Origin of the sequence: Oceanimonas sp. AH20CE76, assembly GCF_039654065.1 — a bacterium.
GTDB classification, from domain to species: Bacteria; Pseudomonadota; Gammaproteobacteria; order Enterobacterales; family Aeromonadaceae; genus Oceanimonas; species Oceanimonas smirnovii.
This window is the reverse complement of record NZ_CP155481.1, coordinates 2,193,934-2,218,614: the sequence shown is the minus strand read 5'-3', so window position 1 is coordinate 2,218,614 and position 24,681 is coordinate 2,193,934. Positions and strand designations below refer to the sequence as shown.

At 56.3% G+C, this 24,681-nt stretch carries 24 protein-coding genes and 1 tRNA gene; 11 read left to right on the top strand and 14 right to left on the bottom strand.

The window, feature by feature from the left end; genetic code table 11:
• Positions 1-39: 39 nt before the first annotated feature.
• Positions 40-435 carry an acyl-CoA thioester hydrolase YciA gene (yciA, locus tag N2M06_RS10815; RefSeq protein WP_019934201.1) on the top strand — a complete coding sequence of 132 codons (396 nt, stop codon included), beginning with the start codon at positions 40-42 and terminating at the stop codon, positions 433-435.
• Positions 416-1,234, top strand: coding sequence for an endonuclease/exonuclease/phosphatase family protein (locus N2M06_RS10810; protein ID WP_346350756.1), 819 nt, complete (start codon positions 416-418; stop codon positions 1,232-1,234). Before yciA ends, N2M06_RS10810 begins: the two co-directional genes overlap by 20 nt.
• Before the next feature lie 61 nt (positions 1,235-1,295).
• On the opposite strand, the gene N2M06_RS10805 is transcribed toward N2M06_RS10810, so the two are convergent.
• From N2M06_RS10805 to dnaQ, 3 genes are all read right to left on the bottom strand, one after another.
• Positions 1,296-1,372, bottom strand: a tRNA-Asp gene (locus N2M06_RS10805).
• 119 nt (positions 1,373-1,491) lie between these two features.
• Positions 1,492-2,610 carry a choice-of-anchor X domain-containing protein gene (locus tag N2M06_RS10800; RefSeq protein WP_317075270.1) on the bottom strand — a complete coding sequence of 373 codons (1,119 nt, stop codon included), beginning with the start codon at positions 2,608-2,610 and terminating at the stop codon, positions 1,492-1,494.
• Between the two features lie 11 nt (positions 2,611-2,621).
• Positions 2,622-3,356, bottom strand: coding sequence for a DNA polymerase III subunit epsilon (dnaQ, locus tag N2M06_RS10795; RefSeq protein WP_019934198.1), 735 nt, complete (start codon positions 3,354-3,356; stop codon positions 2,622-2,624).
• Positions 3,357-3,488: 132 nt separating this feature from the next.
• Here dnaQ and rnhA point away from each other — a divergent pair, with 132 nt between their 5' ends.
• Entirely contained in the window at positions 3,489-3,953 is a 465-nt protein-coding gene (rnhA, locus tag N2M06_RS10790; protein WP_317075271.1) for a ribonuclease HI, read from the top strand.
• On the opposite strand, the gene N2M06_RS10785 is transcribed toward rnhA, so the two are convergent.
• A complete protein-coding gene (locus tag N2M06_RS10785; protein WP_346350755.1) occupies positions 3,941-4,657 on the bottom strand; it encodes a methyltransferase domain-containing protein in 717 nt (238 codons plus the stop codon). The two genes, rnhA and N2M06_RS10785, sit on opposite strands and share 13 nt — an antisense overlap.
• A 51-nt stretch (positions 4,658-4,708) precedes the next feature.
• Between N2M06_RS10785 and gloB the strand changes: the two genes are divergently transcribed.
• Complete coding sequence (gene gloB / locus N2M06_RS10780; protein ID WP_346350754.1) at positions 4,709-5,476, top strand: hydroxyacylglutathione hydrolase; 768 nt, start codon at positions 4,709-4,711, stop codon at positions 5,474-5,476.
• 63 nt (positions 5,477-5,539) lie between these two features.
• Entirely contained in the window at positions 5,540-6,913 is a 1,374-nt protein-coding gene (locus N2M06_RS10775; RefSeq protein ID WP_019934194.1) for a LysM peptidoglycan-binding domain-containing protein, read from the top strand.
• 89 nt (positions 6,914-7,002) lie between these two features.
• Here N2M06_RS10775 and N2M06_RS10770 read toward each other — a convergent pair whose 3' ends face one another.
• Both N2M06_RS10770 and N2M06_RS10765 read right to left on the bottom strand, forming a co-directional pair.
• Positions 7,003-8,130, bottom strand: coding sequence for a patatin-like phospholipase family protein (locus N2M06_RS10770; protein ID WP_019934193.1), 1,128 nt, complete (start codon positions 8,128-8,130; stop codon positions 7,003-7,005).
• A gap of 31 nt (positions 8,131-8,161) precedes the next feature.
• The gene (locus N2M06_RS10765) at positions 8,162-9,004 is read right to left on the bottom strand and encodes a S1-like domain-containing RNA-binding protein (protein ID WP_019934192.1); all 843 of its coding nucleotides are present in this window, start codon (positions 9,002-9,004) and stop codon (positions 8,162-8,164) included.
• A gap of 195 nt (positions 9,005-9,199) precedes the next feature.
• On the opposite strand from N2M06_RS10765, the gene N2M06_RS10760 reads away from it, so the two are divergent.
• Together N2M06_RS10760 and N2M06_RS10755 are read left to right on the top strand one after the other, a co-directional pair.
• Entirely contained in the window at positions 9,200-11,104 is a 1,905-nt protein-coding gene (locus N2M06_RS10760; RefSeq protein WP_346350753.1) for an SLC13 family permease, read from the top strand.
• Positions 11,105-11,118: 14 nt separating this feature from the next.
• Positions 11,119-11,385: a DUF3081 domain-containing protein gene (locus N2M06_RS10755; protein ID WP_019934190.1), complete on the top strand. Its 267-nt coding sequence runs from the start codon at positions 11,119-11,121 to the stop codon at positions 11,383-11,385.
• A gap of 14 nt (positions 11,386-11,399) precedes the next feature.
• Here the strand turns inward: N2M06_RS10755 and dbpA are convergent, their stop codons facing one another.
• The 3 genes from dbpA to glnD all read right to left on the bottom strand — a co-directional run bounded on the left by dbpA (position 11,400) and on the right by glnD (position 16,701).
• Entirely contained in the window at positions 11,400-12,779 is a 1,380-nt protein-coding gene (gene dbpA / locus N2M06_RS10750; protein WP_346350752.1) for an ATP-dependent RNA helicase DbpA, read from the bottom strand.
• Positions 12,780-12,987: 208 nt separating this feature from the next.
• Positions 12,988-14,019, bottom strand: coding sequence for a 2,3,4,5-tetrahydropyridine-2,6-dicarboxylate N-succinyltransferase (gene dapD, locus N2M06_RS10745; RefSeq protein WP_026344721.1), 1,032 nt, complete (start codon positions 14,017-14,019; stop codon positions 12,988-12,990).
• Between the two features lie 51 nt (positions 14,020-14,070).
• Positions 14,071-16,701, bottom strand: a complete 2,631-nt coding sequence (glnD, locus tag N2M06_RS10740; protein ID WP_346350751.1) for a bifunctional uridylyltransferase/uridylyl-removing protein GlnD — start codon at positions 16,699-16,701, stop codon at positions 14,071-14,073.
• Between the two features lie 110 nt (positions 16,702-16,811).
• On the opposite strand from glnD, the gene N2M06_RS10735 reads away from it, so the two are divergent.
• Positions 16,812-17,405, top strand: coding sequence for a VTT domain-containing protein (locus N2M06_RS10735; protein ID WP_019934186.1), 594 nt, complete (start codon positions 16,812-16,814; stop codon positions 17,403-17,405).
• A 62-nt stretch (positions 17,406-17,467) separates the two neighbouring features.
• Here N2M06_RS10735 and cspD read toward each other — a convergent pair whose 3' ends face one another.
• Entirely contained in the window at positions 17,468-17,683 is a 216-nt protein-coding gene (cspD, locus tag N2M06_RS10730; RefSeq protein ID WP_346350750.1) for a cold shock domain-containing protein CspD, read from the bottom strand.
• A 328-nt stretch (positions 17,684-18,011) separates the two neighbouring features.
• Between cspD and clpS the strand changes: the two genes are divergently transcribed.
• Both clpS and clpA read left to right on the top strand, forming a co-directional pair.
• Entirely contained in the window at positions 18,012-18,329 is a 318-nt protein-coding gene (clpS, locus tag N2M06_RS10725) for an ATP-dependent Clp protease adapter ClpS (RefSeq protein ID WP_346350749.1), read from the top strand.
• A 48-nt stretch (positions 18,330-18,377) separates the two neighbouring features.
• Entirely contained in the window at positions 18,378-20,630 is a 2,253-nt protein-coding gene (gene clpA, locus N2M06_RS10720; RefSeq protein WP_346350748.1) for an ATP-dependent Clp protease ATP-binding subunit ClpA, read from the top strand.
• Between the two features lie 170 nt (positions 20,631-20,800).
• Here the strand turns inward: clpA and infA are convergent, their stop codons facing one another.
• From infA to N2M06_RS10700, 4 genes are all read right to left on the bottom strand, one after another.
• Positions 20,801-21,019 (bottom strand): translation initiation factor IF-1, encoded by a 219-nt coding sequence (infA, locus tag N2M06_RS10715; RefSeq protein WP_014291892.1) that lies wholly within the window; start codon positions 21,017-21,019, stop codon positions 20,801-20,803.
• Positions 21,020-21,089: 70 nt separating this feature from the next.
• Positions 21,090-21,800: an arginyltransferase gene (locus N2M06_RS10710; protein WP_019934182.1), complete on the bottom strand. Its 711-nt coding sequence runs from the start codon at positions 21,798-21,800 to the stop codon at positions 21,090-21,092.
• The gene (gene aat / locus N2M06_RS10705) at positions 21,797-22,495 is read right to left on the bottom strand and encodes a leucyl/phenylalanyl-tRNA--protein transferase (RefSeq protein WP_317075278.1); all 699 of its coding nucleotides are present in this window, start codon (positions 22,493-22,495) and stop codon (positions 21,797-21,799) included. Before aat ends, N2M06_RS10710 begins: the two co-directional genes overlap by 4 nt.
• A gap of 9 nt (positions 22,496-22,504) precedes the next feature.
• Entirely contained in the window at positions 22,505-22,675 is a 171-nt protein-coding gene (locus tag N2M06_RS10700) for a hypothetical protein (RefSeq protein ID WP_019934180.1), read from the bottom strand.
• Positions 22,676-22,782: 107 nt separating this feature from the next.
• Between N2M06_RS10700 and dauA the strand changes: the two genes are divergently transcribed.
• A complete protein-coding gene (gene dauA, locus N2M06_RS10695; protein WP_317075279.1) occupies positions 22,783-24,522 on the top strand; it encodes a C4-dicarboxylic acid transporter DauA in 1,740 nt (579 codons plus the stop codon).
• The last annotated feature ends 159 nt before the right edge of the window (positions 24,523-24,681 follow it).

The window sequence follows — 24,681 nt, the reverse complement described above, 5'->3', positions numbered from 1 at the left end:
TATGATCCCCGTTTTCAACCGGACATAAGAGAATACTGAATGAGCGAATCCATCAACCCCAGAGGCGATTTGTTGTTGCGCACCATGGCCATGCCCGCCGACACCAATGCCAACGGCGATATCTTTGGCGGCTGGATCATGTCTCAAATGGATTTGGGTGGCAGCCTGCTGGCCAACGAAATTGCCCGTGGCCGGGTATGCACGGTAGCGGTAGATAAAATGGTGTTTGCCCGCCCGGTGCAGGTGGGAGATGTGATCTGCTGCTATGGCGAGCTGGTAAAAGTAGGGCGCACGTCCATTACCATCAAGGTCGAAGTCTGGGTCAAGCCCGTGCTCACGCCGGAAAGCGGCCCCCGCTATTCGGTGGCCGGTGCCGAGTTTGTATATGTGGCCATAGACGAAAACGGACGCCCCCGTGTCGTTAACGCCGGTTAAGGGACTGGTGCTGGCAGGGGCGCTGGCCCTTGCCGGCTGCCTGGAAGTGCCCCGGCAGACACTGCTGAGTAATGAGTTTCAGCCTGCCGAGCATTGCCTTTACCCTTCACTACCGGCCATAGCGCCGCTGCCGGCGCAGTTTTCTCTGCTCAGCTGGAATATTTATAAACAGCAGCGCAACTGGCAGCCGGAGCTTTCCCGCTGGATGGCAGACACAGATGTGCTGCTGCTGCAGGAGGCCAGCGGCCGGGATGACTTTTATCAGTGGCTGGAGCAGCAACAGCTGCACTGGTTTCAGGCAGATGCCTTTGAGTGGCAGCAGCTGCCCAACGGCGTCTTAACCGCCAGCCGCCAGCCCGCGGTTCAGGTATGTGCCGAGCGCATGACGGAGCCCGCCACCCGCATTCCCAAATCCTTGCTGTTCAGCCGCTATTCACTGGCAGGAGCCAAAGAGCAACTGCTGGTGGTTAATCTGCACGCGGTCAATTTCTCTCTGCGCGGGCGCACCTATCAGGCCCAGCTGGACATGATCAGCCGGGCCATTGCCGGGCACAGCGGTCCGCTGATTGTGGCCGGCGACTTTAACCGCTGGAATGCGCGCCGCCAGCAGCAGTTAAACCAATGGGCTGTTACCCATCAGCTCAGTGAGGCCGTTCCCGCGCCCGATCTGCGTACCCGCTTCTGGGGCTATCCGCTGGACGCCATCTTCTACCGGGGGCTGACGCTGATAACAGCGCACAGCATCAATACCCACGCCTCTGACCATACCCCCATTAAGGCCAGCTTCAGCACTCTGTAGGTTCTGGTTTATCCGCGGCCATAACAAAAAAGCCCAGCATCTCTGCTGGGCTTTTGAAATTTGGCGGAGCGGACGGGACTCGAACCCGCGACCCCCGGCGTGACAGGCCGGTATTCTAACCAACTGAACTACCGCTCCGGTGCTTGGCTTTCGCTGCAAGCGGGTTAAACTATATGGCTGAACGGAAAGGGCGTCAAGCCCTGAAATGCCAATTATGAATCGTTCGCTTGTTTTTTATACTCAAGACGCCAAAAACATCACTTTGGCTGTTTTCGGCGTTTACGCCACCACAATCCGGCAACGGCTGAGATCACTACCAGGGCAAGGGCGGCCCACAGCCACCACTGCTGCCACAGCGGAGCGGGCGGCGTCTGAGCGGCGCTGCCGGCAAAGGGCTCAGGCAGGGGGGCTACCACTCGCACAACCTGGTCTTTTAATTTAATCTGAATTTCACGGCCGTCCATGGTAGTGACATACGCTTTTCCCTGCCAGCGATAGTTGCCGGGCTGGCGGGCAGCAGGCAGCGCTATGCTGGTGCCCTGGCCAGAAATAGTCACCGACTGCTCCAGCGGGTTGATAAGCTCGCCGGTCACCACCAGACTGTCAGCCAGTACGTCACTGTCAGTTTCCAGCTCAATACGCCAGTTACGTTCAGAATCGGGGGTGGTAAAACGGGCCCGCACCGGCTGTGGATAAAGCAGCAGTGTATGCTGAACGTAGCGGGCCAGCACACCATTGGATACTTCTGCCTGAAACAGATAATCCCCCGGTAGTGCATCAAAAATAACTTCTGCAGTCATGATGCCGTCACCGGGAATGGCGTCGGCACCGGTGCCATTATCCTTGAAAGTGCCAAGCTCAACAGGCGCACGAGAAAAGGCATCCTGGTTCTGCGGGTTTTCGGCATAAAGCAGTGCTTTCAGTGAAAGGCCATCAAGATAATAATTGGCATCGAGGGTGGTATTTTTATAGGCAAGCTGACCGTTCAGCTGAATGACTTCATTCTGAAACACACGGTTGGGCAGGGCATCCAGCTGCAGATGAAACACGCTGAGCAAAGTAATAGCGTGCTCGCCGGCTATTTTACCGGTGGCCTGCCAGGGACCGGGCTGTGGCTGCCAAAGGGTAATGACATCCCGCTTGTCGGTAGAGGCCCAGCTCACGTTATCAGGGTGGCGCTGGTAATAGAGTTTACTGCCATCCGGTTTAATCAGCACTACCGGCACCGAAGGGGCTTCACGCTCTATAAACAGGGTGACTTCCTTGACCGAAGGATCAATTCTGAAGGTGTTGTCAAGCCAGCGTGCGTGTTGCTCTTTGCCTGACGCGGTAAAAGACAGCAGCGCCAGTGCCGTCAGCAGCATCTGTTTGATCATGGTTAGTTGCATCAGGGACGCCACAGGCAGGAGCCGCCTTGTTTTTCAATCAGATCGAGCCGGCGTTCGTGGGCTTCCAGCTCTGCATTCAGAGCGCGAATGATCTTCAGGGGAGGCCGGCTGCTGGCCAGTCGCCGCAGCTCGCTGCCGTTGTTGCTTTGTTCTCCGCCATCCTGGTACAGGTTGAGTTTGGTCTGGCCACCTGTCATCAGCAGGTAGACATCTGCCAGGATCTCGGCATCCAGCAAAGCGCCGTGCAGGGTACGGTGACTGTTGTCTATGCCATAGCGATCACAAAGCACGTCCAGGTTGTTGCGCTTGCCCGGATAAAGCTGGCGCGCCATGGCCAGCGTATCGGTGACCTTACACAGCTGGGCCATGCGTTCAGGCCTGCCCAGCAGCTCCATTTCATAATCAAGAAAGCCAACGTCAAAGGGGGCGTTGTGGGCGACCATTTCGGCCCCACGGATAAAGTCGATAAATTCATCAGCCTGGCTGGCAAATTCTGGTTTGTCAGCGAGAAAATCATCAGTAATGCCATGAACCCGAATGGCTTCTTCATCTACTTTTCGGTCTGGTCTGAGGTACATATGCAGGTGCCGGCCGGTTAAGCGCCGGTTGACCACTTCGACACAGCCAATCTCGATCACTCTGTGCCCCACATAATGAGGGCCCGAGTCCATGTTCATACCTGTGGTTTCGGTATCGAGCACCACCTGCCGCTGATAGCCAGATTCGGTTAACACTGTGTTTATCCTCCGCAAAATGCAGCGGTCAGTATATCGTCTGAAGCACAATATGATAAGGGTGTGCGCTGGCTCACCCCCTGTGTTTATGGCAGACTGCCGGCCTTTGTATATTCATGTAACAGGCAAGATATGAAACAGGTTCAGCTCTATACAGATGGCTCCTGCCTTGGTAATCCGGGGCCGGGCGGCTATGGTGCCGTGCTTATCTACAAGCAGCACCGAAAAGAGCTGAGCGGCGGCTTTCGGCTGACCACGAATAACCGCATGGAGCTGCTGGCCGCGATTGAAGGCCTCAAAGCACTCAGCTCCCCTTGTGAGGTCTCTCTGACCACCGACAGTCAGTATGTGCGTCAGGGCATTACTCAATGGATTTCGGGGTGGAAGCGGAATAACTGGCGGACCTCGGCGAAAACACCGGTAAAAAATGCTGATCTCTGGCAACAGCTGGATGATGCCTGCCAGCGTCACAAGGTGGAATGGCATTGGGTGAAAGGTCACAGCGGACATCCGGAAAATGAGCGGTGCGACGATCTGGCCCGGGAGGCAGCCATGAAGGAAAGCAGCCACCGGGAGGATACCGGTTATTCGCGCTGACGGGCCATCTCGGGGCGGGCTACCGGCGCGGGAGCCCGTCTGCGTTCCTGTATGGGCGTAAGCGGAAAACGGCGTTTGCGTGCCAGTAAAATATAGACCGCTGCCGGAGACGGGCAAAACTGCGGACAACGCTGCCGCTGCCAGTGGGCCAGCCAGGGCATAAAACCGGTAAAGCCGATGTAATCGCGCTTAATCACTTCAAACCCCAGCAGTTTCAGCCAGTCTTCTACCCTGGCAGGTGCCACCATGGCGTGCCAGTGGGGCAGTCTTTTACGCCACCCCGGCAGCCAGCGCGCCAGACCGGCACTGCCATAAGGATTAAAGCCCGATAAAATAAGCCAGCCGTCATCTCTCAGGGCGGTTTCTGCCTCCCGCAGAATGGCATGAGGATGAGCACTGTATTCCAGCACATGGGCCAGCAGACAGGCATCCAGGCTGCCCGGGGAAAAAGGCATGGCAGTGGCGTCGCCCAGCAAATCCATGCTTTCCTGCTCGGTCTGGGCCATCACCACGCCCTGGCGCAGCCGGCTGCGCTCCAGCGACAAAGCCGCACTGAGTGCATCCACCTTGAGCAGGCTGAAACCGAATAGGCCGGGAGCCCAGTCATCCAGGCGCTGCTGTAGCTGAGCGGCAATGTAGCGCCCCCGGGGCAGACTGCTCCAGGTGAGCGGAGGAGATAGTGTGGTGTGGCTGGCTGTATCCATAATCCCTCTGGTAAGCTTTGGCGACTTTAATATGCCAAGGATGCAAGAACAATGAATGCAATTTCCCTTCGTGCCTTTAACGATAACTATATCTGGCTGGTAAGCAATGGCCGGCAGGCCGCCGTGGTGGACCCGGGTGATGCCACGCCTGTGCTGACGGCACTAGCTGAGCGTGAGCTGGCGCTTGCTGCCATATTAATTACGCATCATCATCATGATCATACCGGCGGTGTAAAACAGCTGCTGGCACAGTATCCCGATGTTGCCGTTTATGCGCCTGCCGGCGAGCGTCTGCCGGTTCCTGATGCCATTGCGCTGAAAGAAGGTGACCGGGTGTCATTACCGGCACTGGAGCTTGAGCTGCAGGTGCTGGAAGTACCCGGCCATACTTTGGGGCATATTGCTTATTACGGCAACAATATGCTGTTTTGTGGGGACACATTGTTTTCGGGGGGCTGTGGCCGTTTGTTTGAAGGAACGCCAGAGCAGATGTACCGGTCGTTAAGCCGGCTGGCCGCCTTGCCCGGCAGCACACAGGTCTATTGTGCCCACGAATACACTCAATCCAATCTGGCATTCTGTCATGCGGTAGAGCCGGGTAATACGGCATTGCTCAGTTATATGAAAGAAGTGGCTAAATGCCGGCAACAGGACGTGCCTACGCTGCCATCCAGCATAGAACGTGAAAATGCCGTGAATGTGTTTTTACGGGTAGCGCAGCCTGAAGTAAGAGCCGCTGCCCAGATGCAGGCGTTAAGGGAGTTAAATGAAGAGCATGAGATATTCGCTGCACTTAGACGCTGGAAAGACCATTTTTAACGAACTTGATTAAGCTGCTCACAAAGCATACACTGGCCGCCGTTTTTTTGGAAAGCAGACACGATGATAAGACTTTGCCTTTTATCCGGTGCCTTGCTGCTGGCGGGTTGCCAGGCGGTATCCACCGATTCGGCGCGCCAGACACATGGCCATAACAGCACCGAGCAAACCAGTCAGCGGCTCTATCCCAAGTCGAAAGACCATGCTTCACTCAAGGCCTCCGGTCGTTACAGCCGGCATTCTTCGGACGATACGCCAAGTGCCCCGGAGAGCAAGCTGGAGCAGCAGGATCTGTGGCAGCATCTTGCCGACGGCATGACCCTTGAGATACCGGCTGATCACCCAAGAGTGGTAGCCCAGCGCAACTGGTATCTGAAGCAGACACAGTACATGAGTTCCGTCACTGAACGCGCCAGACCGTTTCTCTATCTCATCAAGGAAGAGATAGAAAAACGGAATATGCCAATGGAGCTGGCCCTGCTGCCGGTGGTGGAAAGCACTTTTAACCCCAAAGCCTATTCTCACGGTCATGCTGCCGGTCTGTGGCAGATGTTGCAAAGCACCGGCAAGAACTTTGGCCTGCACTACGACAGCTGGTATGACGGCCGTTATGATGTGATGGCATCTACCCGGGCTGCACTGGATTACCTTGAGTATCTGCACAAATTCTTTGATGGTAACTGGACGCACGCTCTGGCTGCCTATAACTCCGGCGAAGGCCGGGTGCAGCGCGCCATTCGTGCCAATCGCCGTCAGGGCAAGCCCACTGACTACTGGTCTTTGTCTTTGCCCAAAGAAACCCAGAACTATGTGCCCAAGCTGATGGCACTGGCTGATATTCTCAAGCGTCCCGGGCACTATGGCATGGTTGTGCCTGCCATTCCCAATCGTCCGCAGGTTGCGGCCGTGGCGGTAGAAGGGCAGGTAGATTTGCACATGGCTGCAGATCTTGCCGGTGTCAGCCGGGCTCAGATAAAAGCACTGAACCCGGCTTACAAGCACACGGCCACTTCACCGCTGATTGCAGCAGAAATCCTGGTGCCGGTGCGTCATGCAGAAACGTTTGAACTGGCCATGGCCGACTTGCCGGCCGAAGAGCGTATGAGCTATGCCCGTTACCGCGTAAAAGGGGGAGACAGCCTGGGAGTAATTGCCCGTCGTCACGGCACTCATATCAGCGCGCTTAAACAGGCCAATAACCTGACGAGCAACACTATTCGCATTGGCCAGACCTTGCTGGTGCCTTCCAGTGCCGCGCCGGCACCGGCTGCAGTGCCTGAGCAAAGCACTTATCTGGTTAAGGCCGGTGACTCGCTGTCTGTGATTGCCAGCCGCTTCAGCGTCAGCATTGCCGACCTGCTGCGCTGGAACCAGCTGAGCAGCAAGCATATGTTACGCACCGGCCAAAAGCTGATTGTTGCCGCCAACGCAGGGTGAAAATCGGGGAGTAGGGAGCAGGGAATTGGGAATTCTTTGGTTTTACTTCCCGATTCCGGCCCACCATTCCCCATTCCCTTGTTTTTCAATCACACTTCCAAAAACAAACACACTTCTTCCATGCGTGCCCGCGTATCTTTATAGCCCAGATCAATCAGCTCCCGGCAATATTCCTGCTCAAACAGCAAAAAGCTTGCCAGACCGGTGGCATCGCCGGCCTCTACGCCAAACAAACGCAATACTGCACGAATGTTACCGGGTAAGCGATGAAAGTGTTTATGGGTTAATTCATCCAGATTCTGGCTGGGCTGCAATACCAGATTATCAATATGACGCAGTGCCAGTTGCTCGCGCTTACGCTCCGGCACCAGCGCTATGGTGCTGTTAATACGTTGCAGCCGCTCAATGTCTGAGGTGAGGGCATCGGTAAAAATGGTATCCAGCAAATGGCCGGCAATGTCCGAGCTGCTGGGGTTGCCGGAAAGCAGTGCCGAGTCTTGCTCTTCATGAGCCAGGCTCACAATTAAAATGCGTCTGGCCCCCAGATGAATGGCCGGGCTCAATGGATTCAGCTGGTGAATGGAGCCGTCACCATAAAAGTGGTTCTGCAGGCGGCAGGGTTTGAATACAAAAGGCAGGGCACTGCTGGCCATTAAATGTGGCGTGGCAATAATGGAGGAGCGACCGGAGCGGCCTGCTCTGGCCCAGGGCTGATGATAGGGCCGGCCCTGAAAAAAGGTGGTGGAATCACCGGTGTTATAGTTGGAGGCAGTAATGGCCAGTACTTCCAGGGCACCGTAAAGCAGGTTGTTATCGATGCGCTGAAAGTCAATCAGGGTTTCCAGCAGGCGTTCCAGCGGGCTGTTATCAAACAACGGCATGGCCATCTGTGCTGGCTGCCCTAACGCGCCCTTAATCAGACTTTTGGCAGAGTGCGTAACAATGCGCCCCAGCTGCAGGCGCAGCACCTTATGGGTGTTAAGATGACGCCACACATACTCCAGCTTGCGCACGCCCAAATGAAAACAGGAAGCATAGCAGGCCAGCGCGGTGGCATTAATGGCACCGGCGGACGTGCCGCACAATATGGGGAAGGGAATAGCATGCCCCCGTGGGTAGCATTCGGCAACGGCCTTCAGCACCCCCACCTGATAAGCTGCCCGTGCTCCTCCCCCGGTCAGTACCAGTGAACAGGCATTGCCGGTTTCCTGCTCCATTCATACCTCCCTGTCGGTCACGGCGCTGTGCTTAGTTTTCGTTTTCTAAGGACAGCCGGATACCATGAGGTTCTATCACGATTTTGCCCTGCTTATAAAGACCGCCGATGGCTTTTTTAAACGTGCCCTTGCTGATACCGAACTGGCGGTAAATAGTGTCGGGATCGGTCTTGTCATTAACCGCCAGGCTGCCGCCGGCGGCCTGCAGCCTGGCCAGAACCTTTTCTGCGGCTTCGTCGGTTTTACCCGGGCCGGGTTTAAACAGGGTGAGATCCAGTTTGCCGTCGTCGCGCTGCTGCTTGATGTAGCCACGCAGGCTTTTGCCCATGGGCAGACGTTCGGGCAGCTCAGACTTGAACAGCTGGCCCCAGTATTTGCCATCCACAATGGCTTTCAGTCCCAGCGGCGTACCGGCCACGATCAACAGACTGACTTCGTCTCCGGCGTGGTAGCCGGGCATATCCTTGCTGAGAAAAGGCTCCAGCTTGCTGGTGGCGACCATGCGGCCTTCGTGATCCAGATACAGGTAAACCACATAGTGGCGGCCGGTTTGCATGGGCGTGGCCTGATTGCGCTGAGGGACGAAAATGTCTTTCTTCATGCCCCAGTCCATAAAGGCACCCAAACGGTTAACCGTGACCACGCGCAGTGAGGCAAACTCGTTCACCCGCCCCTTGGGCCTGTCGGTGGTTACCACCGGTACCAGATCTGCGTCCAGATAAATGAAAACGGTGATCTTGTCGCCCGGCTTGGCATTGGCCGGCAACTGACTGTGGGGCAGGAACAATTCGCCCTCATCACCGCCGTCCAGCCAGCCGCCCTTGTCGCCCAGTCGTAACAGAGGAAGAGAGTTATAGTCGCCAAGCTTTATCATGGAGGTCACCGAATAGAATTAAAGGCTGGATCTTAGCGCGCTGAAGACGGAAACACCATCTTTGTACATCTGGCATATAAACCTTAAAGTTCAATGGTTTATCTAGATTTTTCGGTTGTGCACAAAAGAAAGGCTGCTACACTCGAAAAATGTTGGTGATGGTGTGATTTCGCTCCCGGGGCGTGATGCCATCCTTTGAGAGAGATACGGGTTATGGATCAATCACAAATCACCATTCTGGCTATTCTGGCCGCGACAGTGGTGCTGTTTATGTGGGGACGCTGGCGTCACGATATGGTGGCATCGGCAGCTCTGCTGGCCTGTATCTTTACCGGCCTGGTGTCGGCTGACGCTGCTTTTGATGGCCTGGGGCACCCGGCAGTGATCACGGTGGCCTGTGTGCTGGTGCTGAGTAAGGGGTTACAAAGTTCAGGTGCCGTTGATGTGCTGGCCCGTACCTTTCTGCCCGCTCAATCCGGCCCTGTGGTGTCCATTGTGGCGCTCACCGGCCTGGGAGCCGTGCTGTCTGCCTTTATGAACAACGTAGGGGCGCTGGCACTGCTGATGCCCATTGCGCTGCAAATGGCCAGGCGACAGCAGCTGCCCCCTGGCAAAATACTGATGCCCCTGGCCTTTGGCACTATTTTGGGGGGCATGACCACCCTGATAGGCACACCCCCTAACCTGATTGTATCCGGCTTTCGCCAGGCCAGCAGTGGTGATGGCTTTTCCATGTTTGATTACACACCGGTAGGGCTGGCGGTGGCCCTGGCAGGCATAGTGTTTATTGCCCTGATTGGCTGGCGGCTGGTACCCGGACGCAAACAGGCAGGCATGGAAGGGTTTGAATCCGGCGCTTACATCACTGAAGCGCGGGTGCCGGAAGGCAGCAAGGCGGAAGGTCTGACGCTGCGCGAGCTGGAAATCGCACTGACTGACGCGGATGCTCAGATCCTGGGGTTGGTGCGTAACTCGGTGCGGGTGATGCCGCCCAGCCCGCGGCGGCGCACCCGGGCGGGTGATATTCTGATGCTGGAAGCGGAAGCAGAGGCACTGTCACAGGCGCTGTCTTCGCTGGGACTTAAGCTGGAAGAAGATCTGGCTACCAAGGAAGCAGACAAGGAAAAAGAGAGCAAAAAGGAAAAAAGCCAGGAAGATAACGGCACCCGCGAAGCGGTTGTCGGCGCAGACAGCAAGAAAGAGAAAAAGGATGGTAAAGACAAGGGAGAGAGTGACAGCTCCGATGAAATTGTACTGATGGAGCTGGTTATTCTGCCCAGCTCTGAACTACTGGGGCGTACTGCCAGGGGCATACAGCTGCGCACCCGATTTGGCGTTAATCTGCTGGCGGTCTCCCGTCAGGGCCAGCGCTCCTTCAAGCGACTGCGGGCGCTGGCCTTTCGTGCCGGTGATTTGCTGCTGATGCAGGGCTCCCCCGAGCTGATTGCGGAATTTGCTTCCAGCACGGGGTGTGTGCCACTGGCGGAGCGGGAGCTGCGCATTCCCGATAAGAAAAAAGCCCTGATGGCAGGTGGCATAATGGCGGCCTCGGTCACGGTGGCAGCACTGGGCTGGCTGCCGGCAGCGGTGGCCTTTGCCAGCGGTGTGCTGGCCTCTATGGTGTTGCGTACCGTACCGCCCCGGTCTGTATATAACGCAGTAGACTGGCCGGTAGTGGTACTGCTGGCAGCATTAATTCCGGTAGCAGATGTGATGGAAACCACTGGCACCGCCAGTTTAGTGGCAGCCTGGCTGCTGGATGGCGTGGCGCAGGGCAGTGCCCTGGTGGCACTGGCGCTGATCCTGGTGGTGACCATGACACTGTCGGATGTAATGAATAATGCGGCCACGGCAGCGGTCATGTGTCCGATTGCACTGGGTGCCGCCAGCCAGCTGGGAGTGAATGCCGATCCCTTTTTAATGGCGGTGGCCATTGGCGGCTCCTGCGCCTTTCTGACGCCGATTGGTCATCAGAACAATACGCTTATTCTGGGGCCGGGAGGCTTCAGATTCGGGGATTACTGGCGCATGGGCCTGCCCCTGGAGCTGCTGGTGGTCGCCATCAGCCTGCCCATGTTATTGTGGGTATGGCCGCTATAACAGAGGAAAGCAAGATGCAAAATGAACTGAATAACCGCATTATTCTGGAAGTGTTCGACAAGATCCGCCGCTTCGGCGAACCTTACGAGGATGGCCACATGCTGGAAGGCATAGTGGCCAAAAGCGATTTTGATGGTTACAGCGTATTACTGGAAGGCAGTGGTGTGACCCTGCAGCTTAACTTTCATCAGAGTTATCACTTTGATTATGCCACCACGGCACTGAAGGATCAGTTTATGGCCAAAGTTGACTACATTCATCGCAACTTTAACGAGTCATAAGCACCTGATGTCAATCAGCCCAGTTTGCTGACCCGTACGCTGCGGCCTTTGACCTTGCCCTGTTGCAGGTGCTTCAGCGCCTGCCTGGCCACGTCTTTATGAATGGCAACATAAGACTGCATTTCCGTGATGTCAATTTTTCCGATCTGATCACCACTGATGCCGGCATCACGGGTCAGGGCACCGAGAATATCACCGGCACGGATTTTGGTTTTGCGGCCGCCGGCAATGTTCAGCGTGACCATTGCCGGCTGACGCGGCGCAGTGGTGCCGTTCAGCGAGCTTAAATCCCCATGAGCCATGGGGGCACGCTGATATTCCTCAATCATGTTAACCCGGTAGGCTTCTTTGGCGCTGTACAGACTCAGTGCCAGCCCCTGATGACCGGCACGGCCGGTGCGGCCGATGCGGTGTATATGTACCTGAGGATCCTGGGTCACCTCATAGTTAATGACCGCTTCCAGCTCGCGAATATCCAGGCCGCGGGCAGCCACATCGGTGGCCACCAGAATATTGGCACTGCCATTGGCAAAGCGCACCAGTACCTGATCCCGCTCTCTCTGCTCCAGATCGCCGTTCAGTGCCAGCGCGGCAAAGCCCAGACTGCCGAGGTGATCGGCCACTTCCTGACAAGCCCGCTTGGTATTGCAGAACACCACCGCCGATGCCGGAGCATAATGGGCCAGCAGGGTGGCCAGTGCGCTGCGGCGCTGATCCTGTGATACTTCAAACCACAGTTCCACAATATTGCTGCCGTTTTTCTCATCGGCCACCGAAATTTCTGCAGGCTGTTGTTGCAGCCCGCGGCTGAGGGTGCCTATTTCTTCGGGATAGGTGGCAGAAAACAGCAGCGTCTGGCGTGCTTTCGGGACAAACTCCACCACGTTGTGAATATCGTCGGCAAAGCCCATATCCAGCATGCGATCCGCTTCATCCAGCACCAGGGTATTGAGCGCATCCAGGTTAAGGCTGCCTTGCTGCAGGTGCTTGAGTATGCGCCCCGGTGTGCCCACCACGATATGTGCACCAAATTGCAGGGTAGCGGTCTGGGCGGCGGTGGGGCTGCCGCCACACAGTGAGACCAGTTTTACATTGGCCAGGGTGCGGGCCAGCCGGCGCAGCTCGCGGGCCACCTGATCGGCCAGCTCCCGGGTGGGGCACAGAACCATGGCCTGCACCCGGTTGAGGTTAACATTCAGCCTCGACAATACTCCCAGGCCAAAGGTCAGGGTTTTGCCGCTGCCCGTGCTGGCCTGAGCAATGACATCCTGGCCCGCCAGCACCAGTGGCAGCCCCTGAGCCTGGATAGGGGTCATTTGAGTAAAATTCAGGCTGGCAAGATTATCCAGCAGCGCTGAGTCCAGCGGCAGGGAAGAAAAGTCGGTATGAGTCACGGAAGGTTTCGCTGTGTAATGAAATGAAAGTGCCGAAGCGGCAGGCAAATATAATAGCAGAAATGCACCGGGTGTGGCGATTTTCCGGACGATGAAAACAATAACGGCGCTGTGAGTGACAGCGCCGTTGGCATGGACAGAGCGCCGTTATACCGGGCTGCGTCATGCATTCAGAAGATGCCGGCTCAAAGGCCGGCATGACCGAGGCTCAGTTATGCTTGTGCAGCTCGGCGTTCAGCTCAACGGCAGACTTGTTGGTCTTCACCTCAATGCGGCCGGTCTGAGAGTTGCGGCGGAACAGCAGATCCGGTTTGCCGGCCAGATCGGCAGCCTTTACGGTCTGCACTTCATTGTTCTGGTCGTCCAGTACGGTCACCTTGGCACCCGCAGTGATGTAAAGGCCGGATTCAATAGTGCAGCGGTCACCCAGGGGAATGCCCAGGCCTGCGTTGGCACCCAGCAGGCTGCCTTCACCCACGGAAATCACAATATTGCCGCCGCCTGAGAGGGTACCCATGGTGGAGCAGCCGCCACCCAGATCGGAGCCGTTACCCACTACTACACCGGCAGAAATACGACCTTCCACCATGCTGACACCCAGGGTACCGGCATTGAAGTTGATAAAGCCTTCGTGCATCACAGTGGTGCCTTCGCCTACATGAGCACCCAGACGAATGCGGGAGGCATCGCCGATACGCACGCCGGCAGGCACTACGTAGTCAGTCATTTTGGGGAATTTGTCTACTGAATTCACGCTGATAGTGCGCCCTTGAGCGCGTGCCTGCAGCTGACGCCTGGCCAGTTCGTCCACGGCAATGGCCCCTTCGCTGGTCCAGGCCACGTTGGGCAGCAGGCCAAACATGCCGGACAGATCCAGACCATGGGGCTTGACCAGGCGATGAGACAGCAGTGCCAGCTTGAGATACACCTCGGCGGTGCTGGACGGGGCGCTGTCGCTTTCCAGAATGGTGAGCACCAGCGGTTGCTCGGTGCCAGCCAGGGTGTCTGCAATATCAGCCTGCTCGCTGGCATCGGCGGAGACAAAAGCCGCTTTCAGTTCATTGAGCTGACTGGCATTCAGCTCAATGGCGGTATTGCCGCCCTGATAACCGACCAGGCCGGCAACGGCCTTGATCAGGGTTTCGCTGGCGTTCAGCAGCGGCTGATTATAATAAACCTCAAGCCAGTCTCCCTTGGCGGACTTGGTGCCCACGCCCAGACCGAAAGCAAAGTTTGCCATGGTGTTCACTCCGTTAATGTTGTTGCTTTCCTGAAATTGACGCACCTTTTATCACATTTTGCCCCTTTGTTTGAGCTCATCAGTCAACTTTTCTCGTAATTGCGTCTGCTCCTGCTCAGTTAATGGCCGATCATGCGCATTAGTGAGGCTGAAAAAGTCTTCTACCCGCTCGCCAATGGTCGTGATCTTGGCGGCATGCAAATTCAGTTTGAGCTGGCTGAACACGGCCCCGATGCGCGCCAGCAAGCCCGGCGTATCCAGTGCCACCAGTTCCATCAGGGTGCGCTTGCTGGCGCGCACCGGTTGCAGAAACTGCACTCGGGTAGGAACATCAAACTCCCGGTGCCGGCGGGAGGGCGGCCGGGCGCGGATCACCGGTGGCTGACTGCGGGCCAGAGCCCGGGCCAGATCCCGGCATAAATCAGTGAGCCGGTCACCGCTGACCGGCTGGCCGTCAGGCTCCAGCACAATAAAGGTATCCAGGGCGTAGCCGTCTTTGGAGGTCATGATCTGGGCATCGTGAATATTGAGGTTTTTCTGATCCAGCGCCGCCGCCACCCGGCCAAACAGGTTGGGGGAGTCGGGGCAGTAGATAAACAGCTCACTGCCGCCACGGCCCGGCTGCTGGCTGATCTGCACCAGTGGCGTTCCCGCCTTGTTGTGGGCCAGAATATGCCGGCTGTGCCAGGCAATCTGCTCTGGTGTATGGCGCAGAAAATAATCCGCGGGCAATCTGGCCCACAGCGGTTTGATATGTTCAAACGACGTATCCAGGTGTTCCAGCAAATGACGTGCCTGCTGCTGGTTTTCCCGAATGCGCAGGCGCAGATCCGGCGGATTTTCGAGCCCCCGGCGCAATGCCCGCTGAGTGGAAAAATACAGTTCCCGCAGCAGGCTGCCTTTCCAGTCGTTCCACAGTGTATCGTTGGTGGCACAAATGTCTGCGACCGTCAGGCAATACAGAAAATCGAGATGCAGCTCATCGCGCACCTGAGTGGCAAATTCCCGAATCACATCCGGATCGTGAATGTCCCGGCGCTGGGCGGTCACCGACATCAGCAGGTGCTGGCGCACCAGCCAGGACACCAGCCGGGCATCGGATTTGTCCAGGCCGTGAGCCAGACAAAATTCCAGTGCATCGTCAGCTCCCAGGGTGGAATGATCTCCCCCCCGGCCTTTGGCAATATCATGAAACAGGCCTGCCAGCAGCAGCAGCTCGGGCTTGCGTAACCGGGTGCAGATGTCGTAACACAGCGGGTGCCGGCGCTGGTTGCCGGGCTGACGAAAGCGGTCGATATTTTTTAATACTCTGTGAGTATGCTCGTCTACCGGATAGGCGTGGAACATGTCGAACTGCATTTGCCCGACAATCTTGCTCCATTGTGGAAAATAAGCCGCCAGTATTCCATAGCGGTGCATCAGGGTCAGCGCCAGCCGGCCACTGCCCTGATGGCGCAGTAACATCATAAACAGCCGCCGGCAGTCGGCCCGCTCGCATAAATAAAACTGTTGAGTGCGCCGGGCTTCGCGCAGCTCCCGCAGTGTGCTGGAATAAATGCCGGTAATTTGCGGGCAGGCGGCAATCTGATAAAACAGCCGCAAAATAGCCGCCGGCTCACGTGTAAGCAGGGTAGAGTCTGCCAGATCAATCAGCCGTCCGCGCAGGCGAAACTCAGGAGTAAGGGTTTTCACATCCATGGCAATGTGGCCGAGAATGGCTTCATCAAACAGCTGCAACAGCAGTTCGTTCAGCTCCGCCACCCGGCGAATGGTCTGGTAATAGCGTTTCATCATGCATTCGATGGGCTGATTACCTTCGCCGGCATAGCCCAGCGCCGTGGCCACCGCTCTTTGCCGGTCAAACAGCAAACGGTTATCAGCCCGTCCGGTGACGGTATGCAGGGCAAAGCGCAGCTTCCATAAAAAATTCTGGCAGTCCTGCAGTTCACCAAACTCAGCTTCGCTGAGAAAACCATGGCTGGCCATTTCTCCCAGCGTGCTGGTACCAAAGTGGCGACGGGCCACCCAGTTGATGGTTTGAATGTCGCGCAGGCCGCCGGGGCTGTTTTTTATATCCGGCTCCAGTTTATAGCTGCTGTCGTGAAATTGCTGGTGGCGCTGTGCCTGTTCATCACGCTTGGCTTCAAAAAAGGCCTGGCTGGGCCAGAAGTGATCCGGTGCCGTGGCTCGAGTGAGATCAGCAAAGGTGTCATAACAGCCGGTGATCAGCCTGGCTTCAATCAGATTGGTGGCCACGGTAATATCGTGCTCACCCTGAGCCACACACTCGGCCACGGTGCGCACGCTGTGACCTACCTCAAGATGCAGATCCCACAGTTGAGTCACAAAGCGGCCAATGGCGTCATTCAGAGGTTCATTATGCTGATACCGGCTCAGGATCAGCAGATCAATATCGGAGCAAGGGTGCAGCTCGCCCCGGCCGTAGCCGCCCACCGCCACCAGCGCCAGGTTGTCCTGCTGAGCCAGACCATGGCGTGTCCACAGGCCGGTGAGCAGCTGATCCATATGCTGGGAGCGCAGGGAAACCAGCTCATTGATGTCGTCACCGGCCTCAAAGCGCTGTTCCAGCCAGGTTTGCAGGCGAGCCAGCATGTCTTTGCAGCGGGTAATGGTCAGCTCATCGGGAGAGAGCAGGGCAGGGGCGAGCAGATTAGGTTCCATGATGCCGGGTCCGCGTTATGTGTCAGCCTTTAACTTAACAAAGCCGGTGGACCGGGCAAAGCCGCAGAAACTCTGGCACACTGAAATCATGACTGAGCGGGAGCGACATAATGGCAAATATGCAGGCACAGCTGCCACACTGGTTGCAGCGTTTCACCGGGTCACACTGGCTGCTGCCGGTGGTGTTCGTGGCGTCCATGCTGGAAGCGGTGATAGTTCCGATTCCTCTTGAGCTGTTATTGATTCCTTTATTTCTGATTGAACAAAAGCGCCTGTGGGCACTGGCTGCCGCCGCCCTGCTGGGATGCCTGGCGGGCGCATTGGCCGGTTATGGGCTGGGGGGCTGGCTGTTCGACAGTCTGGGCCAGCAGCTATTACAGCTGACCGGCGGCCAGGATGCGCTTGACCGTTTTACTCAGGAGCTGAAGCAGGACGGCTTTATGGCCATTGTCATGGTGGGGATAACGCCAGTCCCCTTTCAGGTGGCCATGCTGGCAGCCGGCGCGGCCGGCTATTCCCTCTGGCTGTTTATACTGGCTTCAGCCATCGGCCGTGGAATTCGTTATTTCGGACTGGCACTGCTGGTGCGTCTGACCGGAGAGAAGGCGCTGCAACTGTGGCAGCAGCATGCCAGAAAGCTGGGTTTTGCCCTGCTCGGGCTGGCGGTGCTGGGTTATGGTCTGAGCCACTGGCTGAATGCCTGAATGAAGAAGGGGCACAAAATGTGCCCCTTGCTTACTGGAATGATGTGTCATTCCCGTGCTTGTTATGCAGGCTGACCATCGGGCACTATGCTCACTGCATGATTACCCTTGGGGCCTTTTTGTATTTCGTATCGAACGACCTGGCCCGCCTTCAGGGTTCGGTATCCGTCCATCTGAATGGTGGAAAAATGAGCAAATACATCTTCGCCACCCTCAGCCGGGCAGATAAAACCAAATCCTTTGGCGTTGTTAAACCACTTAACCGTTCCGGTTGTCATACTGTGCATCCTTTTACTCAAACATCCTAAACAACATTGAGAAAATGGCAGTGGCCAATTATAACTACAGCGCTTTTTCGCCGGATGCGGCCACACAGAAGCTTCAAATGAAGCTTAACTGACTGCCAGATATCCACTCTAGAGCAACCGGGACGGGAGTCAAGTGCTGCATGAGTGAACAACCGATCGGCAACGCAAAATGCAATGCCTTACAGGCCTTGTGGTTGACAGGCCCGGTACAGGCGGTAGGGTGGGATCAACACCACGAAAAAGCGACCTTTACGCTGCTTCGGTAGCAGGATTCAATCCCGTGATTTAGAGTAATGATATGGGCAGGAGAACACAGCATACCCTTGATGACAAACTGAAAGAGGCGGAAGAAACAGCGCTGCAACCCCCTCCTATGTATAAAGTCATCCTGAACAATGACGACTACACACCCATGGATTTTGTTGTAGAAGTGCTGCAGACATTTTTTTCCATGGACATGGACAGAGCCACCGAGGTGATGTTGTCGGTGCACTATCAGGGCAAAGGGGTATGCGGAGAATTTACCGCAGAGATTGCAGAAACCAAGGTTGCACAAGTGAACAAGTTTGCCCGGACGCACGAACATCCGCTGTTGTGCACCATGGAGCAGGCGTAAAAATAATCCCTTGGGCGGGATTATCGAGGTTTTTTAGGGGAGGTGCCTATGTTGAACAAAGATCTTGAGAGCACACTGAACGATGCCTTCAACGAAGCCCGTCGCTCTCGCCACGAGTTCATGACGATGGAGCACCTGTTGCTGGCCCTGCTTGAGAATCCGGCCGCCAAAGAGGCTTTAATGGCCTGTGGTGCCGATCTGGAACAGCTGCGTCGTGAGACTCACAGCTTTATCGAGCAGACCACGCCGCTCATTCCGGTGGGTGATGATGAAATCGAAACGCAGCCCACGCTTGGATTCCAGCGAGTACTTCAGCGGGCCGTGTTCCATGTTCAGTCTTCCGGTAATGCCGAGGTCACCGGTGCCAATGTGCTGGTGGCCATTTTCAGTGAACAGGAGTCTCAGGCAGCCTACCTGCTGAAGAAAGTCGGTGTGGGCCGGCTGGATGTGGTTAACTTTTTGTCTCACGGCATTCGCAAAGACGGCGAGCAGGAAGACGCCTCTTCCTCACAGCATGAAGAGCAAAGCGAAGAAGGTAACAGCAACCAGACCGAAGGCTTTGTCATTAATCTGAACCAGTGGGTAAAAGATGGCCGCGTCGATCCGCTGATTGGCCGGGATCAGGAAGTGAACCGGACGATTCAGGTGCTGTGTCGCCGGCGTAAGAATAACCCCCTGCTGGTGGGTGAGGCCGGGGTGGGGAAAACCGCCATTGCCGAAGGCCTGGCCTATCGGATTGTGCATGATGATGTGCCGGAAATTATTGCCGGCAGCACTATCTATTCTCTCGATATGGGCGCTTTGCTGGCAGGCACCAAGTACCGCGGTGATTTCGAAAAGCGTTTCAAGGCGGTGCTCAAGCAGTTTGAAAAGCAAAAAGGGGCCATTCTGTTTATTGACGAGATCCACACCATTATTGGTGCCGGGGCTGCGTCTGGCGGTCAGCTCGATGCCGCCAACCTGCTCAAGCCGCTGCTCTCGGGCGGGCAAATCCGTTGTGTCGGCTCGACCACCTATCAGGAATACAGCCAGATTTTTGAAAAAGATCGAGCCCTGGCGCGGCGTTTTCAGAAAATCGATATTCTGGAGCCCTCGGTAGAGGATACCGCCAAGATACTGCAGGGGCTGAAAAGCCGCTATGAGTCACACCATGATGTGCGCTACACCAGCAAGGCGCTGCGGGCGGCGGCGGAGCTGTCGGCCAAATACATCAACGATCGTCACCTGCCCGACAAGGCCATTGACGTCATTGATGAGGCCGGTGCGCAAATTCGTATGTTGCCACCCTCAAAGCGGAAAAAGACCATAGGGGTAGGCGACATTGAAGCCATTGTGGCTAAAATTGCCCGTATTCCGGAGAAGTCGGTGTCCAGCTCCGACAAGGAAAACCTCAAGAACCTGGAGCCAAACCTGAAAATGGTAGTGTTTGGTCAGGACAAGGCCATTTCGGTGCTGACCGATGCCATTCGCCTTACCCGTGCCGGTCTTGGCAATGAGAAGCGGCCTATTGGCTCTTTCCTGTTTGCCGGCCCCACCGGTGTGGGCAAAACCGAGGTGACCCAGCAGCTGGCGCGTATTCTCGGCATTGAGCTTATTCGCTTTGATATGTCGGAATACATGGAGGCTCATACCGTGTCCCGTCTTATCGGCGCGCCTCCCGGTTATGTGGGCTTTGATCAGGGAGGTCTGCTGACCGATGCGGTGATCAAACATCCTCATGCGGTGCTGCTGCTCGATGAAATCGAAAAGGCGCATCCTGATGTGTTCAATATTCTGCTGCAGGTCATGGACAACGGTACCCTGACGGACAACAACGGCCGTAAGGCGGATTTTCGCAACGTTATTCTGGTGATGACCACCAATGCCGGCGTACAGGAAACCGTACGCAAGTCTATTGGCTTTCAGCAGCAGGATCACAGCCATGATGCCATGAGCGAAATAAACCGCACCTTTGCGCCCGAATTCCGCAACCGGCTCGACCATATCATCTGGTTCAATCACCTTGATATCGATATTATTCATCGGGTGGTGGACAAGTTTATTGTGGAGCTGCAGGCCCAGCTGGATGCGAAAGGAGTGTCGCTTGAGGTGAGTGAACCTGCCCGTCACTGGCTGGCGGAAAAAGGTTACGACAAGTCGATGGGCGCGCGCCCCATGGGCAGAGTGATTCAGGAGCAGCTGAAAAAGCCGCTGGCCAACGAGCTGCTGTTTGGTGAGCTTGTCGGCGGTGGCTCGGTGCGGGTCAGTCTGAAAGATGACGAATTGCACTTTGAGTTCCAGTCGGAGGCGTCCATGGCCTGATGGCATCACGCCTGAATACAGCAATAATGCCCGGAGCCCGCAAGGCACCGGGCATTTTTTTATTGATACGGCAAAATAAAACAGGTGCCTTGCTTTCAGCCGTGCGGCAAGCACGGCCTACAACAAAACCAAGGGTATCAAGCCTGTTGGCTTAACCTGATGGAGGGGGTTTAGCGGGAGCGGAAGACGATGCGGCCCTTGGACAGGTCGTAGGGGGTCAGCTGAACAGTAACCTTGTCACCGGTCAGGATGCGAATGTAGTTTTTACGCATTTTTCCGGAGATATGAGCGGTGACCACATGGCCGTTTTCCAACTCTACGCGGAACATGGTGTTGGGCAGGGTTTCCAGAATGGTACCCTGCATTTCAATACTGTCTTCTTTAGCCATTGAATCCTCTTGTTAACGCAGGCAATAAAAACGGCTGCGATCATGCCGGATTTCGCCTGCAGTGTAAAGATTAGGCTCCGTCTTTCATGATGTGCCATTGGCCCTTTATCAGCCGCTGATGGGGCCGGAATTGTTGCTTGTAATTCATTTTGCGGCAGTCATCGACCTGATAGCCCAGATACAGCCAGTGTTTACCGAGTGTCCGCGCCAGTTTTATCTGGTTGAGAATGGCATAAATGCCCAGGGATCTGTGCTCTTCGGCGGGATCATAAAAGGTATACATGGCGCTGAGGGAGTCGTTCAGCGAGTCGGTCACTGCCACTGCAATCAGACGGCTTTCAGCATAAAACTCAAGAAACAGAGGGGTCAGCCAGTGGCACAGTAAAAAACCGTCATATTGCTGCCGGCTGGCGGGATACATGGCCCCGTCTTGATGGCGTTGTTCAATATAATACTGATAAAGCTCGAAATATTCCGGTTTATCAGTATCACTCACCACCATGGTCAGATCCCGGTTATTGCGCAAAATGCGCTTCTGGCTGCGGCTGGGCACAAAGTCGTTAACCGGAATACGCAATGATTCACAGGCCTGACAGGCCTGACAGCGCGGCCGGTATATATCGCTACCGCTGCGGCGAAACCCTGCCGTCAGCAGTTGCTCATAGCCTTCGGGGCAGAGCAGCTCGCGGTCCAGCAGCACCAGCAGCTGCTCCAGCCGGCCGGGCAGATAACTGCAGGGATGCCTGGGGGTCAGACCGACCTTTAAATTTACTTCCCTCATAGACTCAGCTCTTGCGATTGCCAGCACAGGGCAGAAACGGATTGGGTTTGCAGCTCTCTGAGTTTATGCAGAAAGCGTGATCTGGGCCAGCTTTTCACTCCCAGGCTTTGCAGGTGCGGATTGGGTAACTGACAGTCAATCAGTGCGCCGCCGTAGTGAGCAAAGTGCCGGCACAGGGCCAGCATGGCCAGCTTGGAGCCGTTGCTGACCAGGTGAAACATGGATTCACCACAAAACAGCCGGCCCAGGCCGATGCCGTAGAGCCCGGCCACCAGCCGCTGCTCGTCCCATACTTCAATGGAATGGGCATGCCCCTGATGGTGCAGCCGGCAATAATTGTGCTCAATGTCGGGGGTGATCCAGGTGCCCGGGCCGTCTTCCCGTAGCTCACGGCAGTGGCGAATGACAGCCTCAAAAGCGTGGTTGACGGTCAGCCGGTAGCGCTGCTTGCGGGCCAGCCTGGCCAGGCTACGGCTGACATAAAGGGCGTCCGGTGAGATCACGGCACGGGGATCCGGTGACCACCACAACGGCGGCTGAGATTGATCATACCAGGGGAAAATGCCCATGCGATAGGCCAGCAGCAAACGCTCGGGGCGCAGGTCGCCCCCCACTGCCAGCAGCCCGTCGGGCTCCTTCAGGGCTGTAGCCGGATCAGGAAACCAGAGTGTTTCATTCAGTTGGGTCAGGTACATAACAGTGACTCACTCGGACAATTTCTGCCAGTCTTCACCGGTTTGCTGCTCAATATAGTCACGAATAAACTGCCTTACCTTCTGGGACGGCGTCACGTCTTCTTCGGCACACAGGCGCTCAAACAGCGCCTTCTTGCGCGGGTCTATCAGCAGGGTCAGGCGGGCGGTACGTTGCTCCATAAAAACCTCCGGTGCATATCACATGTTAATCATATTACCATTGAATGCATTTATGATGAGAATACAATCAATGTCTGTTCATGCCTTCATCCACCGTGGAGCCAGCCATGTCTCATCGTGCTCATCTGTTTTCCCTGCGTCCCGGTCACGCTCTGATCGAAGCCTGCCGGCATGAGCCTTATGGCCGCAAACATCTGCTTAAGGATGTGCTGGCAGGGATAACGGTGGGTATTATTGCCATTCCGCTGGCCATGGCGCTGGCTATTGCCAGCGGTGTGGCCCCCCAGTACGGGCTTTATACCGCCATCATCGGCGGCTTTGTGATTGCGCTGACCGGTGGCTCCAGGTTGAGTATTTCCGGCCCCACGGCAGCCTTTGTGGTCATCCTTTACCCCATTGCGCAACATTACGGTCTGGGTGGTCTGCTGTTGGCTACCCTGATGGCCGGTGGCTTACTGGTACTGATGGCGCTGCTGCGGCTGGGCCGTCTGGTTGAATATATTCCCGAGCCGGTAACCCTGGGTTTTACCGCCGGGATTGCGGTAGTGATAGCAGGGTTGCAGCTGAAGGACTTTTTTGGCCTCGCGGCCACCGGATTGCCCGAGGCCTTTGTACCGCGACTGCTGGCGCTGGCCGGGCATCTGCCGGCGCTGCACTGGCCCAGCCTGCTGGTAGCCGGACTGACTCTGGTCATCATGCTGCTCTGGCCCCGGCTGAAAACCGGGGTGCCGCCCCATCTGCCGGCGGTATTGCTGGCCAGTCTGCTGGCGATGTTACTGAACCAGCAGGGACTTGGTATTGATACCATCAGTAGCCGGTTCAGTTATTTATTACCCGACGGCAGCTCAGGCGCGGGCATACCTCCGGTGCTGCCGGCCTTTACCTGGCCCTGGCTGCAGCCGGGGCCTGATGGCAGTCCGGTGGGCCTCAGTGTTCAGCTGTTGCGGGATCTGCTGCCAGGTGCCTTTGCCATTGCCATGCTGGGAGCGATAGAGTCGTTGCTGTGTGCCGTGGTGCTGGACGGCATGACCGGCAAGCGCCACAGTGCCAACAGTGAGCTGCTGGGGCAGGGCATAGGCAACCTGATAGCACCGTTTTTTGGTGGCATTCCTGCTACTGCTGCCATTGCCCGCTCGGCGGCCAACGTTCGCGCCGGTGGTGTCTCGCCGGTGGCGGCCATGGTACATGCGCTGGTGGTACTGGCGGGGCTGGTCTTGCTGTCGGGGCTGCTGGCCTGGCTGCCCATGCCGGCCATGGCGGCACTGTTGCTGGTAGTGGCCTGGAACATGAGTGAAGCGCCCAAGGCCGTGCATTTGTTCAAGACAGCGCCGAAGGGCGACTTGCTGGTGTTTCTTACCTGTTTTTCCCTGACCATTGTCTTTGACATGGTGATTGCCATTACGGCCGGTATTCTGATGGCCATGGTGTTATTTGTGAAAAACATCGCTGATATGACCCGTATCGTAAATATTACCCAGCATGAAAGAATGGTGCCGGCTGCCTTGCCTGCGGGCTGGGAGGTTTACAAAATTAACGGCCCGCTGTTTTTTGCCGCTGCCGATCGCGTGTTCAGCGAGCTGACGCTGCTGGTGAAGGAATGCCGGGGTGTGGTGTTGTATATGGATGCGGTACCGGTACTGGATGCCGGCGGTCTGTCGGCGCTGAATCGTTTTATTGACGTCTGCCGGAAACAGGGGACGGAAGTAGTGATTGCGGATTTACAGTTTCAGCCGCTGAAAACCATGGCCCGCTCCGGCATGACGCCGATAGAGCACAGCCTGAGTTTTCATTCCACACTAAAGGAAGCGCTGAATTACGTACGGCCTGGCAACACAGCCGTGGCGTAAACATCAATAAAAACGGCGCTGTGAGTACAGCGCCGTTTTGTTCGTATGAAGCGGCAGTGGATATTACCCTTACAGGTAGGTTGGGACGAGTCCCAACATTCCGGCAGACGGCGAAAATGTTGTGAATTTGCTACGCTCATCGCCAACCTACGCAGCTTC

Excerpts from the sequence above, each read along its gene's own strand:
- yciA (WP_019934201.1), top strand. The coding sequence starts at position 40 with ATGAGCGAATCCATCAACCCCAGAGGCGATTTGTTGTTGCGCACCATG.
- N2M06_RS10800 (WP_317075270.1), bottom strand. The coding sequence starts at position 2,610 with ATGATCAAACAGATGCTGCTGACGGCACTGGCGCTGCTGTCTTTTACC.
- rnhA (WP_317075271.1), top strand. The coding sequence starts at position 3,489 with ATGAAACAGGTTCAGCTCTATACAGATGGCTCCTGCCTTGGTAATCCG.
- N2M06_RS10785 (WP_346350755.1), bottom strand. The coding sequence starts at position 4,657 with ATGGATACAGCCAGCCACACCACACTATCTCCTCCGCTCACCTGGAGC.
- gloB (WP_346350754.1), top strand. The coding sequence starts at position 4,709 with ATGAATGCAATTTCCCTTCGTGCCTTTAACGATAACTATATCTGGCTG.
- N2M06_RS10775 (WP_019934194.1), top strand. The coding sequence starts at position 5,540 with ATGATAAGACTTTGCCTTTTATCCGGTGCCTTGCTGCTGGCGGGTTGC.
- N2M06_RS10770 (WP_019934193.1), bottom strand. The coding sequence starts at position 8,130 with ATGGAGCAGGAAACCGGCAATGCCTGTTCACTGGTACTGACCGGGGGA.
- N2M06_RS10765 (WP_019934192.1), bottom strand. The coding sequence starts at position 9,004 with ATGATAAAGCTTGGCGACTATAACTCTCTTCCTCTGTTACGACTGGGC.
- N2M06_RS10755 (WP_019934190.1), top strand. The coding sequence starts at position 11,119 with ATGCAAAATGAACTGAATAACCGCATTATTCTGGAAGTGTTCGACAAG.
- dapD (WP_026344721.1), bottom strand. The coding sequence starts at position 14,019 with ATGGCAAACTTTGCTTTCGGTCTGGGCGTGGGCACCAAGTCCGCCAAG.
- glnD (WP_346350751.1), bottom strand. The coding sequence starts at position 16,701 with ATGGAACCTAATCTGCTCGCCCCTGCCCTGCTCTCTCCCGATGAGCTG.
- N2M06_RS10735 (WP_019934186.1), top strand. The coding sequence starts at position 16,812 with ATGGCAAATATGCAGGCACAGCTGCCACACTGGTTGCAGCGTTTCACC.
- cspD (WP_346350750.1), bottom strand. The coding sequence starts at position 17,683 with ATGACAACCGGAACGGTTAAGTGGTTTAACAACGCCAAAGGATTTGGT.
- clpS (WP_346350749.1), top strand. The coding sequence starts at position 18,012 with ATGGGCAGGAGAACACAGCATACCCTTGATGACAAACTGAAAGAGGCG.
- clpA (WP_346350748.1), top strand. The coding sequence starts at position 18,378 with ATGTTGAACAAAGATCTTGAGAGCACACTGAACGATGCCTTCAACGAA.
- infA (WP_014291892.1), bottom strand. The coding sequence starts at position 21,019 with ATGGCTAAAGAAGACAGTATTGAAATGCAGGGTACCATTCTGGAAACC.
- N2M06_RS10710 (WP_019934182.1), bottom strand. The coding sequence starts at position 21,800 with ATGAGGGAAGTAAATTTAAAGGTCGGTCTGACCCCCAGGCATCCCTGC.
- aat (WP_317075278.1), bottom strand. The coding sequence starts at position 22,495 with ATGTACCTGACCCAACTGAATGAAACACTCTGGTTTCCTGATCCGGCT.
- N2M06_RS10700 (WP_019934180.1), bottom strand. The coding sequence starts at position 22,675 with ATGGAGCAACGTACCGCCCGCCTGACCCTGCTGATAGACCCGCGCAAG.
- dauA (WP_317075279.1), top strand. The coding sequence starts at position 22,783 with ATGTCTCATCGTGCTCATCTGTTTTCCCTGCGTCCCGGTCACGCTCTG.